The 13,193-nt window shown below is 53.5% G+C and carries 17 protein-coding genes; 15 read left to right on the top strand and 2 right to left on the bottom strand.

Annotated features, from left to right (window positions below):
* The first annotated feature begins 1 nt into the window (after window position 1).
* The 10 genes from lptB to EJE49_RS02015 are packed head-to-tail and all read left to right on the top strand — an operon-like array spanning window position 2 to window position 6,924.
* On the top strand, window positions 2-724 hold the full coding sequence (lptB, locus tag EJE49_RS02060; RefSeq protein WP_124948738.1) for an LPS export ABC transporter ATP-binding protein: 723 nt from the start codon (window positions 2-4) through the stop codon (window positions 722-724).
* Between the two features lie 9 nt (window positions 725-733).
* The gene (locus EJE49_RS02055) at window positions 734-2,164 is read left to right on the top strand and encodes an RNA polymerase factor sigma-54 (protein WP_124948737.1); all 1,431 of its coding nucleotides are present in this window, start codon (window positions 734-736) and stop codon (window positions 2,162-2,164) included.
* A gap of 22 nt (window positions 2,165-2,186) precedes the next feature.
* A complete protein-coding gene (gene hpf / locus EJE49_RS02050) occupies window positions 2,187-2,522 on the top strand; it encodes a ribosome hibernation-promoting factor, HPF/YfiA family (protein ID WP_124948736.1) in 336 nt (111 codons plus the stop codon).
* Window positions 2,523-2,528: 6 nt separating this feature from the next.
* Window positions 2,529-2,984, top strand: a complete 456-nt coding sequence (locus EJE49_RS02045) for a PTS sugar transporter subunit IIA (protein WP_124948735.1) — start codon at window positions 2,529-2,531, stop codon at window positions 2,982-2,984.
* Between the two features lie 5 nt (window positions 2,985-2,989).
* Window positions 2,990-3,934: an HPr(Ser) kinase/phosphatase gene (gene hprK, locus EJE49_RS02040; protein WP_124948734.1), complete on the top strand. Its 945-nt coding sequence runs from the start codon at window positions 2,990-2,992 to the stop codon at window positions 3,932-3,934.
* Between the two features lie 23 nt (window positions 3,935-3,957).
* Window positions 3,958-4,791: an RNase adapter RapZ gene (gene rapZ / locus EJE49_RS02035; protein WP_124948808.1), complete on the top strand. Its 834-nt coding sequence runs from the start codon at window positions 3,958-3,960 to the stop codon at window positions 4,789-4,791.
* Entirely contained in the window at window positions 4,788-5,174 is a 387-nt protein-coding gene (locus EJE49_RS02030) for a NusG domain II-containing protein (protein ID WP_223246696.1), read from the top strand. Before rapZ ends, EJE49_RS02030 begins: the two co-directional genes overlap by 4 nt.
* Window positions 5,155-5,691 (top strand): Gx transporter family protein, encoded by a 537-nt coding sequence (locus EJE49_RS02025; RefSeq protein ID WP_124948733.1) that lies wholly within the window; start codon window positions 5,155-5,157, stop codon window positions 5,689-5,691. Before EJE49_RS02030 ends, EJE49_RS02025 begins: the two co-directional genes overlap by 20 nt.
* Complete coding sequence (locus tag EJE49_RS02020; protein ID WP_124948806.1) at window positions 5,675-6,286, top strand: flavin prenyltransferase UbiX; 612 nt, start codon at window positions 5,675-5,677, stop codon at window positions 6,284-6,286. The genes EJE49_RS02025 and EJE49_RS02020 overlap by 17 nt, the downstream gene beginning before the upstream one ends.
* Complete coding sequence (locus EJE49_RS02015; protein ID WP_124948732.1) at window positions 6,283-6,924, top strand: LON peptidase substrate-binding domain-containing protein; 642 nt, start codon at window positions 6,283-6,285, stop codon at window positions 6,922-6,924. Before EJE49_RS02020 ends, EJE49_RS02015 begins: the two co-directional genes overlap by 4 nt.
* Here EJE49_RS02015 and speD read toward each other — a convergent pair.
* Together speD and EJE49_RS02005 are read right to left on the bottom strand one after the other, a co-directional pair.
* Entirely contained in the window at window positions 6,921-7,286 is a 366-nt protein-coding gene (gene speD, locus EJE49_RS02010; protein WP_124948731.1) for an adenosylmethionine decarboxylase, read from the bottom strand. The two genes, EJE49_RS02015 and speD, sit on opposite strands and share 4 nt — an antisense overlap.
* Entirely contained in the window at window positions 7,283-7,720 is a 438-nt protein-coding gene (locus EJE49_RS02005; RefSeq protein WP_124948730.1) for an Rrf2 family transcriptional regulator, read from the bottom strand. Before EJE49_RS02005 ends, speD begins: the two co-directional genes overlap by 4 nt.
* 198 nt (window positions 7,721-7,918) lie before the next feature.
* Here EJE49_RS02005 and EJE49_RS02000 point away from each other — a divergent pair, with 198 nt between their 5' ends.
* The 5 genes from EJE49_RS02000 to EJE49_RS01980 all read left to right on the top strand — a co-directional run bounded on the left by EJE49_RS02000 (window position 7,919) and on the right by EJE49_RS01980 (window position 13,167).
* A complete protein-coding gene (locus tag EJE49_RS02000) occupies window positions 7,919-8,287 on the top strand; it encodes a group I truncated hemoglobin (RefSeq protein WP_124948729.1) in 369 nt (122 codons plus the stop codon).
* A gap of 22 nt (window positions 8,288-8,309) precedes the next feature.
* A complete protein-coding gene (locus EJE49_RS01995) occupies window positions 8,310-9,278 on the top strand; it encodes a 2Fe-2S iron-sulfur cluster-binding protein (RefSeq protein ID WP_124948728.1) in 969 nt (322 codons plus the stop codon).
* A gap of 55 nt (window positions 9,279-9,333) precedes the next feature.
* Window positions 9,334-10,401 (top strand): CobW family GTP-binding protein, encoded by a 1,068-nt coding sequence (locus EJE49_RS01990; protein ID WP_124948727.1) that lies wholly within the window; start codon window positions 9,334-9,336, stop codon window positions 10,399-10,401.
* 18 nt (window positions 10,402-10,419) lie between these two features.
* A complete protein-coding gene (locus EJE49_RS01985; protein ID WP_124948726.1) occupies window positions 10,420-10,734 on the top strand; it encodes a hypothetical protein in 315 nt (104 codons plus the stop codon).
* Window positions 10,735-10,800: 66 nt separating this feature from the next.
* Window positions 10,801-13,167, top strand: a complete 2,367-nt coding sequence (locus EJE49_RS01980) for a TonB-dependent receptor (protein WP_124948725.1) — start codon at window positions 10,801-10,803, stop codon at window positions 13,165-13,167.
* The last annotated feature ends 26 nt before the right edge of the window (window positions 13,168-13,193 follow it).

Raw genomic sequence — 13,193 nt, 5'->3', positions numbered from 1 at the left:
GATGAGTGAACTCAAGGCGCTGCATCTGAAAAAAAGCTACAAATCGCGTCTGGTGGTAAAAGACGTGTCGATTAGCGTCAACAGTGGTGAGGTTGTCGGCTTGCTCGGCCCTAACGGCGCAGGTAAAACCACCTGTTTTTATATGATCGTCGGTCTGGTCAAGCTGGATGGTGGGGAGATTCAGCTGGATGAGCACGATCTGGGGGTGATGCCGATACATCGGCGTGCCGCACTGGGTTTGAGCTATTTGCCGCAGGAAGCCTCTATTTTCCGCAAATTGACCGTGGCGCAAAACATCCGCGCCATTCTGGAACTGAAAAATTACAGCGCAGCCGAAATTGAACAGCATCTGGAAGACCTGCTGGAAGATTTGCATGTGGCGCATTTGCGCGATGCCGCGGCAATGAGTCTGTCAGGCGGTGAGCGGCGGCGTGTCGAGATCGCGCGAGCGCTGGCAATGAATCCGCGCTTCGTGCTGCTGGACGAGCCGTTTGCCGGTATTGACCCTATCGCGGTGATAGATATTCAGAAGCTGATCCGGTTTCTGACCGAACGCGGTATTGGTATTTTAATCACCGACCACAATGTACGTGAAACTTTGGGAATATGCGATCGCGCTTATATTATTAATGATGGGACGGTATTGGCTGCTGGCAAGCCGGAAGAAATCATTCATAATGAAAGCGTACGTAAAGTTTACCTGGGTGAGCATTTTCGTCTTTAATCAATAATTATGAAGCAAGGTCTACAACTTAAACTATCACAGCACCTGACGCTCACGCCGCAGTTGCAGCAGTCTATCCGATTGCTGCAACTGTCGACGCTCGAACTTAATCAGGAGCTGGAGTTGATGGTGCAGGAAAATCCATTGCTGGAGCGGGTAGATGCGATTGACGATAGCAGTATGCGTAGCCCGGAATACGAGCCGACCACTTCCAGCAATACCGAATCCACAACGGAAACACCTGCCGAACCCGCACAACGTGAACTGACCGAGCTGGACTGGAATGAGTCAGCCAATTATGGTTCAGGTGATGACACCGAGGATGATGAGTTCGAGCCGCAGACATCGTCTCTGGACAGCCTCAGCCTGCGTGATCATTTAATCTGGCAGCTCAATCTTACACCTCTGCTGGAGCGGGATAAGCGACTGGTATTGTTGTTGATTGATGCGTTGAACGAGAGCGGATATCTGACCCAGAGCCTGGAAGACATCGCGGAAATGTTGCCGGATGAGCTGGAAGTAGAGCTGGATGAATTACAGATTGCGCTTAAGAATTTGCAAAACCTTGAGCCTACAGGTGTGGGCGCACGGGATCTGGCGGAGTGCCTGGCATTGCAGTTGCATGCGTTACCCGAGATTACCCCGCATCTGGCATTGGCGTTGCGTATAGTGGCGCAAGACCTTGCCGCGCTGGGCGCGCATGATTATGCCGGGCTGAAACGCAAGTATCACTGTGACGATGAGGCGCTGCGTGCGGCGCGGGAGCTCATTACCCATCTCAATCCGCGTCCCGGTGAAGCCTTCGGGATTTCCGATACGCGTTATATTATTCCTGATGTTATTGTCAATAAAGTCAAAGGGTTGTGGATTGCAACGCTTAATCCTGACGCTATGCCGAAATTGCGTATCAATCAAATGTACGCGGATATCCTGTCGCGTAACCGCGATGCCAATCATCAGCAGTTAGCCGGGCAGCTGCAAGAAGCCAAATGGCTGATCAAGAATATCATGCAGCGTTTTGACACCATATTGCGCGTGACCCAGAGCATCGTTGACCGGCAGCGCCATTTCTTTGAGCACGGTGAAGTAGCGATGCGTCCGCTGGTATTGCGCGAGATTGCAGAGGTGGTGGAGTTGCATGAATCCACCGTATCGCGAGTGACCACACAAAAGTTCATGATGACGCCGCGCGGCATCTTTGAATTAAAATACTTTTTTGGTAGCCATGTAAATACTGATGCAGGTGGCGCTTGCTCGGCAACGGCAATTCGTGCGTTAATTAAACAACTGATCAGTGCAGAAAATACCAAGAAGCCTTTATCCGACGGGCAAATTGCTGAGGTTCTCGGTCAGCAAGGTATCGTAGTAGCGCGTCGTACTATTGCAAAATACCGTGAATCCTTGCAAATTCCGCCCGCCAACCAGCGCAAAGCGCTATAACCAGCAAGCGAAAGGGAACGTCATGAACCTAACAATTACCGGCCATCATCTGGAAATCACACCAGCGATTCGCGATTATGTAACCTCCAAAATTGATCGCATGAAACGCCATTTTGATCATGTAATCGACGTTAACGTCATCATGACAGTCGAAAAATTGAAGCACGTTGTCGAGGCTAACGTGCACCTGAGCGGCAAAGATATTTTTGTACAGGTTGAAGAGCCGGACATGTATGCCGCTATTGATAGCTTGGCCGATAAGTTAGACCGCCAAGTTCTCAAACATAAAGAAAAACTCAGTTCGTCGCATCAAGCCAATGGCGGTATCAAGCACCAAGCGGTGATTGAGCAAGAATAAGTCTCAATGAATCAGATAGCACCACTCCTCTCCGTCTCGAATATCCTGCTCGATGTCGAGATGGGGAGTAAAAAACGACTTTTTGAATACGTTGGTCAATTATTTGGTAGTGAGCTGGGGGTTGTTCCTCAGGTTATACTGGATAGTCTTATTGCCCGGGAAAAACTGGGCTCAACCGGATTGGGACAAGGCATTGCCATCCCGCACGGTAGGATCAAGGGCTTAAAATCCGCAATGGGTGTATTTGTCAGGCTGAATCCCTCTATTGATTTTGATGCGCCGGATCAACTGCCGGTCAAACTTGTTTTTATCCTGTTCGTCCCCATGCAGGCAACCGATTTGCACTTGCAGATTCTGGGTGAACTGGCACAATTATTCAGCAATAAATCCTTACGTGATGCACTCATGACGAGTGTAGACAGCGATAGCGTATTAAACCTCATTCGTAACTGGCAGCCCTGATAATCATGACTAACTCTATTCCAGTCAGCCGGATGTTTGCCGCACTGTCCCAGACTCTGGCATTGACCTGGGTATCGGGACAGGCAGGTGGAGATAAGCAGTTAGTCGGCGATACGGTACAAAAACCCTCGCTGGCGCTGGTTGGTCATCTGAACTTTGTGCATCCTAATCGCGTGCAGGTGCTGGGCTGTGCCGAAATGGATTACCTGCGCCAACTAGGTGAAGAGGGTTTGCAGCACGCGGTAGGCAATCTGTTTTCTACCGAATTGGCTGCAGTGATTGTAGCGAATGGCGAGCCGGTTCCAGTCCCCTTGCTGGATGCCTCGTTACGTACCAAGACGCCGCTATTTACTTCTCCACAAGCCAGTCCGGAACTGATGGCGGTGCTGTCGCACTATTTGACCAATGCACTGGCGGATTCCGTCCATTTGCACGGGGTTATGCTGGAGGTAAATGGCATCGGCGTGTTGCTGACCGGGGAGTCTTCGGCGGGTAAAAGCGAATTGGCGCTGGAGCTGATTACGCGCGGGCATCGCCTGATTGCAGATGATGTGGTGGATTTCTATAAGGTAGCGCCCGACACGCTGGAAGCGCAATGTCCGGCCATGCTGCAGGATTTTCTTGAGGTGCGTGGTCTGGGGATACTGAATATCCGTACCCTGTTTGGCGAGCTGTCGGTCAAGATGAAAAAAAACCTCAAGCTCATCGTGCATTTGAAAGCACCTACGGACGCGGTGCAGGAGCAAATATCGCGGTTGGACATGCATGCTTCGACCGAAACGATTTTAGGGGTGGAAATTCCCAAGGTGCGTATCCCGGTGGCGGTAGGTCGCAACCTGGCCGTGCTGGTTGAAGTCGCAACTCGCAATCACATTCTGCGCATGCGTGGCATCAACAGCGCCGAAGAGTTTATTGCACGTCAGCAAAAACTGATGGAGGCCAACGAATAATCATGGATGCAGCGTTGAATAAAATGCAGTTGGTATTGATCAGCGGCCTGTCAGGCTCAGGTAAAAGTATTGCGCTAAACGTGCTCGAAGACGTCGGTTACTACTGCATTGATAACCTGCCGGCTAAGCTGCTGGAGGAAACCATACAGTTTCTGGCCGATCATGGTTACCTGCAAGTGGCCATCAGCGTGGATGCGCGTAGCGGCGACTCTTATCAGTATTTGCCCGCGCTGGTTCAGCAGTTGCGCCAGAAACTGAATTTCCGTCTGTTGTTCCTGGAATCGAAAACCGAAACGCTGGTGCGGCGTTTTTCGGAAACCCGCCGCCGTCATCCGCTCAGTAATGACCATTGCGCGTTGCCTGAGGCTATTACACTGGAACGTGACCTGCTGGACCCCATTGCGCAACTGGCGCACCGTATCGATACCAGCGACTTATCCGCCAATACCTTGCGCAGCTGGATCAAAGACATCATCTCGCTGCAAGATGCGCGGCTGACGCTGCTGTTTGCCTCGTTCGGCTTCAAGCACGGTATACCGCTGGATGCCGATTTCGTGTTCGATGTGCGCTGCCTGCCTAATCCGCATTATGACCCGCTGTTACGCCCGCAAACCGGGCGCGATCAGGATGTCATCGCCTTCCTGGAACCCATTGTCGAAGTGCAGGAAATGCTGAACGATATCGAGGCTTATGTGCGTAAATGGCTGCCTTGCTTCATGCGCGATAACCGCGCTTATTTGACGGTGGCCATAGGGTGTACCGGGGGGCAGCATCGTTCCGTGTATCTGAGTGAACGGCTCGCTGCGCGATTTTCTACCAGTATGCAAACGCTGGTGCGCCATCGCGAATTGATGTGAAGTTTTCCTGGTCGGCAATGGCGTTAATACGCCGCGGGGATTGGGGCGTGCTATTGCTTGGCTTGCTGGTTGTGATAGCGCTGGCTAAGCATTACTGGATGAGTCCGCCGGGGCAGCACCTGGTAATTAAACGCGGTGGGGATGTGTTTTTAACGGCCTCACTGCAGCAGCCGTTCAGTGTCAATGTGCCTGGGCCATTAGGTGTGACGCAGGTAGAGGTGCGCGACCAGCGTGCCCGGGTACGCAGTGATCCCAGCCCGCGTCAGTTATGTGTACGGCAGGGCTGGATCAGTCATGAGGGTGAGGCTGCCATTTGTTTGCCCAATCAGGTGAGTGTGGAAATCGTAGGGCAAGTGCGGCGTTATGACAGTCTTAACTATTAAACCTACTGCGGAAGATCATCGCATTGCTTATCTGGCAGCGCTGGCGATTGCGCTGATGCTGATGGAAGCCGCATTGCCGTCGCCGTTGCCGGGAGTCAAACCCGGCCTGGCCAATATCGTTACCCTGCTGGTGCTCAAGCAATATGGCTTGCGTACCGCGGTGTGGGTATCGGGATTGCGCGTGGTTGCCGGCAGTATTTTGCTAGGCAGTTTTCTGACACCGAGTTTTATGCTCAGTCTGGGCGGCGCCGTTGCCAGTCTTGCCGTGCTGTGGCTGGCGCGCGGCTTGCCGGAACGTTATTTTGGCGCAGTCAGTTTGAGTGTGCTTGCCGCCTTTGCCCACGTCGGTGCGCAACTCACTATCGTCTCGCTGTGGCTGATGCCGACAGTCAATGTGTTTTATTTAAGCCCGGTGTTCGCCGCAGCAGCTTGGGTGTTCGGCCTCAGCAACGGCCTCATTACCGCGTATCTGTTAACTTCTCACCATGGAAATAGCCAACATGAATCCGCCACGTAGCGTTACCCTGGCATTGACCGGCGCATCGGGTATGCCTTATGGTATGCGCCTGCTTGCGTGTCTGTTGGAGGCGGATGTGAGTGTTTACTTACTAGTCTCCAGCGCCGCGCAGATTGTAGCGAAGCAGGAGCTGGATCTGACCTTGCCGGGTCGTGCCAGTGAGCTGGAAGCGTTGTTGACCGCGCAGTATGCTGCCCGTCCTGGCCAATTGCGGGTGTTCGGGCGTGAAGAGTGGTTTGCGCCAGTGGCATCAGGGTCGAATCCGGCGGATGCAATGGTGGTATGCCCATGCACGATGGGTACGCTGGCGGCCATTGCGCAGGGTATGTCGGATAATCTGATCGAACGGGCGGCCGATGTCAGTATTAAAGAACAGCGCAAGCTGATACTGGTGCCGCGGGAAACGCCGTATTCGGCAATCCATCTGGAAAATATGCTGAAACTGGCGCGTCTGGGCGTAGTCATTCTGCCACCTAATCCCGGCTTCTACCATCATCCGCAAAGCATCGAAGACATGGTGAATTTTGTCGTCGCGCGTATTCTCGATCAGTTGCACATTCCGCATCAACTTATGGCTCGTTGGGGACAAGTATGAATTGGTTCAAACAGAATCTGCCTTTAGTGTTTGACCGTCTGCACAATGTACGTCATCTGCGCATTCCGATTTTCCCGCTCACGACAGTGCTGTATCCCGATGGGCTGTTGCCGCTGAAGATATTCGAGACGCGCTATATGGATATGGCGAAAGCCTGCATGAAAGACAACAGTGCATTTGGCGTGTGCCTGATTCAGTCGGGCGCTGAAGTGGGTGCGCCGGCAACACCTTACGCTGTCGGCACACTGGCGCATATTGCCGACTGGGATATGCCGCAACTCGGTATTCTCAATATTACCGCGCAAGGTGGTCAGCGGTTCTTGATCGAATCCAGTGAAGTGGGTCAAGACGGCCTGATTACCGCAGAAGTGAGTTTGCTGTCGGCCGAACCCACGCTGCTGGTGACCGAAGAACATAGCCTGTGCACCACCGTGTTTGAGACCATCGTGCAGGAATTGGGCGAGGCGCGTTTTTCTAATCCCATGCATCCTGAACAGGCAGCCTGGCTGGGTTATCGGCTGGCTGAAAGTCTGCCGATCAAAGCCAGTGCCAAACAGGATCTGCTGGAAATGAACGACAGCCTGATGCGTTTGAAAATACTGCAGGAATTCCTGAAACGGCAGGGAGTATCCGGTTAATCGCGGTTAACCCGGTACGTGTGCTGGCTGGCAGGCGAAAAAGCCGAAATCAGCTCGTTAAATAACTGCTCGGCTTTGTGATTGTTATCGCAGTGCAGATTGCATACAAATACATCCAGCGTGACATAGCCGCGTTCCGGCCAGGTATGAATTGCCAGGTGTGATTCTGCCAGCAGCACCACGCCAGTGATGCCATTGCCTGCATTAAACTGGTGGAACTTATCATCCACTATGGTTAAGTTCGCGTCAGCAACCCGCTGCAAACAATAACTGCGCAACGCTTCAGCATCGGCCATCAACACCGGTGCGGCACAGTCGTGCAGATTCGCCATCAAGTGCAGTGCGGCGACAGAGGCGGTCATGTCGATTTAGGCAGCAAGCTGGCCAGAAAGCCCTGATTGGCGATGGCATCGGCAATGGTATAGCGATCCAGCGTCGCCAGAAAAGCCAGGTTAGCTTCTTGCAAGATTGATTTCAGCCGGCAGTCCGGTGACAGCACACAGTGATTGGTTGCACGGTTAAAGCACTCGGCAATTTCAAAATTCGGTTCAGTGCAGCGCACGACTTCGCCAATTCGGATCTGCTGTGCCGGACGGGCCAAGGTCATCCCCCCGTTTTTGCCGCGCGACGTGTGAATAAATCCTTGCTGGGCAAGATGATGCACCACCTTCACCAGATGGTTGCGGGAGATGGCATAAAATTCAGCGAGCTCGGTAATCGTGGCCAGACGCTCGGTTTTCATGCCGAGATAGACCAGTACGCGTAATGAATAATCGGTATAGCGAGTAAGTTGCATAAAATCCTTAACACTAAACTACTTGACACGAGGATGAGGTATTTATTAACATGCATATAAGATGTATCTTATATAGGTCGTGCACTAGCCTGATTTTACATCGTACTCGGGTCGAACAGACCTGTTTTTTTGCCTTATAAGATATATTTTTAATATACCTTATTAACTTAGTTAACTACATTAACCGGGAGTGACGTAATGAGTAATGATCTATTTGAGCGTTTAGGTGGCGAAGCAGCAGTAAATGCAGCAGTTGACGTATTTTATCGTCGTGTACTGAGCGACGACCGTATCAGCGATTTCTTTGATGATGTCGATATGGAACGCCAGGCGGCAAAACAGAAAGCATTCCTGACCATGGCCTTCGGCGGTCCGGTGCATTACTCCGGTGCGGATATGCGTAAAGGTCATGCCCATCTGGTTGCGCGTGGCCTGAATGACAGCCATTTTGATGCGGTAGTGGAAAATCTGGTAGCGTCATTGCAGGAACTGAATGTGCCCGCTGAGCTGATCGCAGAAGTGGGCGCAGTTTGCGAAACTACCCGCAACGATGTATTAGGTAAGTAATTTAAAACAGGGATCCAATATCATGACGCAATTATACTTGAATGATGTGACTTATCAGTGCGAAGCGGGCGAAACCGTGCTGGATGCGCTCACGCGCCAGGGTGTTGCGGTCCCGTTTTCCTGCCGCAGCGGCGTATGCCAAAGCTGCATGATGCAGTCAGCCGATGCCAATGTGCCGAGCGCTGCTCAGCATGGCTTGAAAAGTACGTTACAGGCACTGAATTATTTCCTGGCATGTTCCTGCCAACCCGAGCAGGACATGACTATTACCCTGGCCGACAGCAGTGAACGGATGTTGCCAGCAACCGTTACCGCCATCCGCCAGCTCAATGATGAAATACTGTGTGTCGGGCTGGATTGCCCGTCATTGAAGGATTACCGCGCAGGGCAGTTTATTAATCTGTATCGCGACGAAACGTTTTCGCGCAGCTATTCTCTGGCCAGCGTGCCTGCAGATAGCTATTTGCGCCTGCACGTACGGCGCTTGCCGGATGGGCGCATGAGTAACTGGATCCATGACGAACTGAAACTGGGCGACAGCCTGCATATCAGTCCGCCGCTGGGTTCTTGCTTCTATTTGCCCGGCGATCCGGAGCAGCCGCTGTTGTTAATCGGCACCGGCTCGGGTCTGGCGCCGTTGATGGGTATCCTGCGCGATGCACTCAGTCAGCAGCATGGCGGAGCCATCCATTTGTATCACGGCAGCCGCGATGTGGCAGGCTTGTATCTGGTCGACGAATTACGCGAGCTGGCCAGCCAGCATCCGAATTTTCACTATGCGCCGTGTATTTCCAGCGGGGAAACCGTGCCGGGTTACCATGCAGGACGTGCTGTTGATGTCGCGCTGGAAGCGCATCCGGATCTGACCGGCTGGCGCGTGTATCTGTGCGGCAACCCGAATATGGTCAAGGCGGCCAGAAAAAAAACCTACATGGCCAAAGCCAAAATAAATGATATTTACGCGGATGCGTTTGTGGCCTCGTCGCAATAATCAGAGATTTAGGATTATCATAGCGGCTCATTACTTTTCTTTGCCGCAGTTCTAAATGACCAACACGCCAACACCTCCAGCCCTGATTCCCGTTACTCTGCTCACCGGTTTTCTGGGCAGCGGTAAAACCACGCTGCTCAACCACCTGATCCAGCAATTGCCGCGCACGGCGATCATCATGAATGAATTCGGTGAGATCGGGCTGGATCACCAGTTGCTGCAAAAATCCGATGGCCCGTTAGCGTTGTTGCAGGGCGGTTGTATCTGCTGCAGCGTAGTCGGTTCCTTGTCGCCAACGCTGAAAAACCTGTTCATGGCGGCAAAAAGCGGTGACCTGCCGCAGTTCGAGCGCGTCATCATTGAAACCACCGGTATCGCTGATCCGGCACCGGTGCTGGATACGCTGATTAACGACCGCTGGATCGCCGCGCGCTTTGTGTTGAACAGCGTCGTCACCACGGTGGATGCCGTACTCGGCGAACAGCAGCTGGACAGCTATTTCGAAGCCGTGAAGCAAGTCGCTGTGGCTGACCGGCTGGTGCTGACTAAAACCGATCTGGCGAGTGTGCCAATGGTAGATGCATTGCGCAGCCGTCTGGCGGCGCTCAATCCAGCCGCGCCGATACTGGCAGCGGATCACGGTACGATCGATCCGGCATTGATCCTGAATGCCGGGCTGTACAATCCGCAAACCAAAATCAGCGATGTCAACGAATGGCTGAAACTGAGTCGCTATCGCCCGGTAACAACCGCCAGCGTGCTGGGCAAGCCGGTAGCGCAGGGCGATGCGGTGCATGACGATCGTATTCGTTCGTTCAGCATGACCTTCGACGAGCCGCTGGAATGGGATGCAATCCACGCCGCATTGCAGATGTTGCTGTGGAAGGCCGGTAAATCAGTATTGCGCATGAAAGCCATCGTCAACCTCAAGGGCAAACCGCGTCCGACCGTGTTGCACGCAGTCGGGCATGTGTTTTCACCGCCAGTCGAATTACCGGAATGGCCAGATGATAATCATCAGAGCCGGTTTGTGTTCATCGTGGCTGATCTGGCGGCTGACCTGGTGCCGAAAATGCTGAAAGATTTTAATGATGCCTATGGTGCAGGCAAATTGTCAGCTTAATCAGTTAAACTGACAGGCATGTTTATCCATCGCCACTTTTCCAGAATCGCACTGATCCTTGCCCTGCTGCTGGTATGGTCGCAGCAGTTGGTGGCTGCGCATGGCGTGGTGCATCCGTATCACGATGGCGGATCGCAGAAACAGACGCCGGGTGCGGATAAGCTGCTGTGTGATCTGTGCGTCATCAGCGCCCTGGATAACATCCCCACGGTACTGCCGGATTTAGGGCTGGCTACCGCCACCACTCACATAAAGATTGCTGAGCCTGTCGTCAGTCAGCAACTGCTCACCCCGTATCATTACCAGTCCCGTGCGCCACCTGTTCCTGTCTGATTGGTGTGAATAAAAACGTTACGCCCCGGCGTAGCGTGTTTATCTATTTTTCAGGAAGGAATAACCATGAAGCGCACATTGATTGCGTCCAGCATCTGCATGATGCTGGGCTTGCCTGCGCACGCGGCAGGCATATTACCCGCCATAGCCAATGAAATTCAGCAGCCCGGCCATATCGCCGGTCAGATCAGCGATACGCTGGGCCAGCCAGTGGCTGCCGCGACGGTCAGATTGCAGTCCTCCGACGGTAAAACGCTGGGGGTGACGCAAACCGACGGACAGGGTGCATTTGAATTCGACCGCATAGCGACGGGGACTTATGCGGTAGTGGTGGGAAAACCCGGGTACCAGACCGGTACCGACATCGTTACCCTGACGCCAACAGCGGGAAAAACCAGCAAAATCACATTGGCCAGCACGCGAGCGCTGGAAGTGAAAGTGGCAGCGCAAAAGCTCGATCGTGCGCGCAACGGCATTGCCGTGGATACCGGCAGCAGCAATTATCATATTGGCGCCAATGATATCGCCGAGCTGCCGCAAGGGGCCGGCACGCCACTGAATCAAGTGCTGCTGCAGGCTCCGGGTGTGGCGCAGGATTCCTACGGCCAACTGCATATACGCGGCGATCACGGCAACGTGCAGTACCGCATCAATAACATCATCATACCCGAGTCGATTACCGGGTTCGGTCAATCGCTGGATACGCGCTTTGCTGACAGTATCAATCTGCTCACTGGAGCGCTGCCGGCACAATACGGCTATCGTACTGCCGGTGTGGTTGACATCCATACCAAGAACGGTGCGCTTGCCAATGGCGGCCGTATAGGCGTGACCGTGGGTAGCAATAATACGCAGGAGTTGTCGGGCGAGGCCAGCGGGCACAAGGGTAATTTCACTTATTATCTGAATGCCGCCGTGTTGAAAAACGATCTGGGGATAGAAAACCCGACTTCGGCCAGTAGCGCGATCCACGACACCACGCATCAAAACAAGGAATTCGGCTACTTTTCCTATCTCCTTAACGACAGCACGCGGGTGAGCCTGATACTGGGTAATTCTGACAGCAAATTCCAGATCCCCAACGTGCCGGATCAGACGCCGGGCTACACTCTGACTGGAGTGAGCAGCTATCCTTCGCAGAATCTGGATGAGCGCCAGCATGAAACCACGCGTTACGGCATTCTGGCTTTGCAGGGCACGCTGGGCGACAAATTCGATTATCAGCTGGCCGCGTTCAGCCGCTATTCCAAGGTGCTGTTCGAGCCGGATGCGACAGGCGATCTGATGTATACCGGCGTGGCCTCGCGCGTGTTGCGTACCAGCCAGGCCAACGGATTGCAAGCCGACGGCAGCTATCACCTCAACCCGCAGCACACCTTGCGTAGCGGCGTATTTTTTAGCCAGGAGCATCTCGACAACAACAACGCTGTGCTGGCGTTCCCGGCGGATAGCTCGGGCAACCAGACCAGCTCTACGCCGGTCGGCTTTACCGACATCAATAGCAAGATAGCCAATCTGTACGGCGTTTACGCGCAGGATGAGTGGAAGCTGAGTGACAAACTGACGGTCAATTACGGCATGCGCTTCGATCAGGTTGATGCCTATGTTACCGGCAACCAGTGGAGCCCGCGCATTGGTGCAGTGTATCAGGCCACTCCGCAAACCACATTGCATGCCGGTTACGCCCGCTATTTCACACCGCCGCCCAACGAGCTGATCAGTGGTCAGACGCTTGCCCTGTCGCAGGGTACGACAGCGGCGCCACCGGGTACGTTGAACGATCAGGTGAAACCGGAGTCTGCCGATTATTACGATATGGGCATCAGCCATAAGTTGACCCCCAATCTGACACTGGGGCTGGACGGCTATTACAAGCAGGTCAGCAATCTGCTCGACGAAGGCCAGTTCGGTTCGGCCTTGCTGTATACCCCGTTCAATTATAGCGAAGGCAAAATTTACGGCGCGGAGCTAACCGCAAATTACCGCAAGGACAACCTGTCGGCGTATCTCAGTCTCGCCCGTTCCGCTGCGCTGGGTAAAGGTATCGTATCTTCCCAGTACAACTTCGACGCTGCCGAGCTGGCTTACATCGCCAACAACTGGGTAAACCTCGATCATGACCAGTTCATTACCGTTTCGGCCGGTACCGCATACCGCTGGCTGGGTACGACTTACAGTGCCAATGCAATGTACGGCAGCGGTTTGCGCAGCGGATTTGCCAATACCGCGCATTTGCCGGGCTACGTTCAGGTCAACATTGCTGCCGCGCATATCTATAACGTGACGCAACTGGGCAAAGTGCAGGCGCGAGTGAGTATTCTCAACCTGTTCGATAAAAGTTACGAAATTCGCGACGGCAGCGGCATCGGCGTCGGCGCACCGCAGTACGGCCCGCGCCGTGCAGTCTACGTCAGTCTCGACAAGTTCTTTTGATTGAATTCACCGGGCGAAATTATTGC

The organism is Sulfuriferula thiophila (assembly GCF_003864975.1).
In the GTDB taxonomy this organism is placed as follows: domain Bacteria; phylum Pseudomonadota; class Gammaproteobacteria; order Burkholderiales; family Sulfuriferulaceae; genus Sulfuriferula; species Sulfuriferula thiophila.
Note: the sequence above shows the minus strand (reverse complement) of the source record. Positions and strands in the feature narration are given on the sequence as shown.

What these genes read in the sequence shown, in the direction of transcription:
- lptB (WP_124948738.1), top strand. Translation starts at nt 2, where the DNA reads ATGAGTGAACTCAAGGCGCTGCATCTGAAAAAAAGCTACAAATCGCGT.
- EJE49_RS02055 (WP_124948737.1), top strand. Translation starts at nt 734, where the DNA reads ATGAAGCAAGGTCTACAACTTAAACTATCACAGCACCTGACGCTCACG.
- hpf (WP_124948736.1), top strand. Translation starts at nt 2,187, where the DNA reads ATGAACCTAACAATTACCGGCCATCATCTGGAAATCACACCAGCGATT.
- EJE49_RS02045 (WP_124948735.1), top strand. Translation starts at nt 2,529, where the DNA reads ATGAATCAGATAGCACCACTCCTCTCCGTCTCGAATATCCTGCTCGAT.
- hprK (WP_124948734.1), top strand. Translation starts at nt 2,990, where the DNA reads ATGACTAACTCTATTCCAGTCAGCCGGATGTTTGCCGCACTGTCCCAG.
- rapZ (WP_124948808.1), top strand. Translation starts at nt 3,958, where the DNA reads ATGCAGTTGGTATTGATCAGCGGCCTGTCAGGCTCAGGTAAAAGTATT.
- EJE49_RS02025 (WP_124948733.1), top strand. Translation starts at nt 5,155, where the DNA reads ATGACAGTCTTAACTATTAAACCTACTGCGGAAGATCATCGCATTGCT.
- EJE49_RS02020 (WP_124948806.1), top strand. Translation starts at nt 5,675, where the DNA reads ATGAATCCGCCACGTAGCGTTACCCTGGCATTGACCGGCGCATCGGGT.
- EJE49_RS02015 (WP_124948732.1), top strand. Translation starts at nt 6,283, where the DNA reads ATGAATTGGTTCAAACAGAATCTGCCTTTAGTGTTTGACCGTCTGCAC.
- speD (WP_124948731.1), bottom strand. Translation starts at nt 7,286, where the DNA reads ATGACCGCCTCTGTCGCCGCACTGCACTTGATGGCGAATCTGCACGAC.
- EJE49_RS02005 (WP_124948730.1), bottom strand. Translation starts at nt 7,720, where the DNA reads ATGCAACTTACTCGCTATACCGATTATTCATTACGCGTACTGGTCTAT.
- EJE49_RS02000 (WP_124948729.1), top strand. Translation starts at nt 7,919, where the DNA reads ATGAGTAATGATCTATTTGAGCGTTTAGGTGGCGAAGCAGCAGTAAAT.
- EJE49_RS01995 (WP_124948728.1), top strand. Translation starts at nt 8,310, where the DNA reads ATGACGCAATTATACTTGAATGATGTGACTTATCAGTGCGAAGCGGGC.
- EJE49_RS01990 (WP_124948727.1), top strand. Translation starts at nt 9,334, where the DNA reads ATGACCAACACGCCAACACCTCCAGCCCTGATTCCCGTTACTCTGCTC.
- EJE49_RS01985 (WP_124948726.1), top strand. Translation starts at nt 10,420, where the DNA reads ATGTTTATCCATCGCCACTTTTCCAGAATCGCACTGATCCTTGCCCTG.
- EJE49_RS01980 (WP_124948725.1), top strand. Translation starts at nt 10,801, where the DNA reads ATGAAGCGCACATTGATTGCGTCCAGCATCTGCATGATGCTGGGCTTG.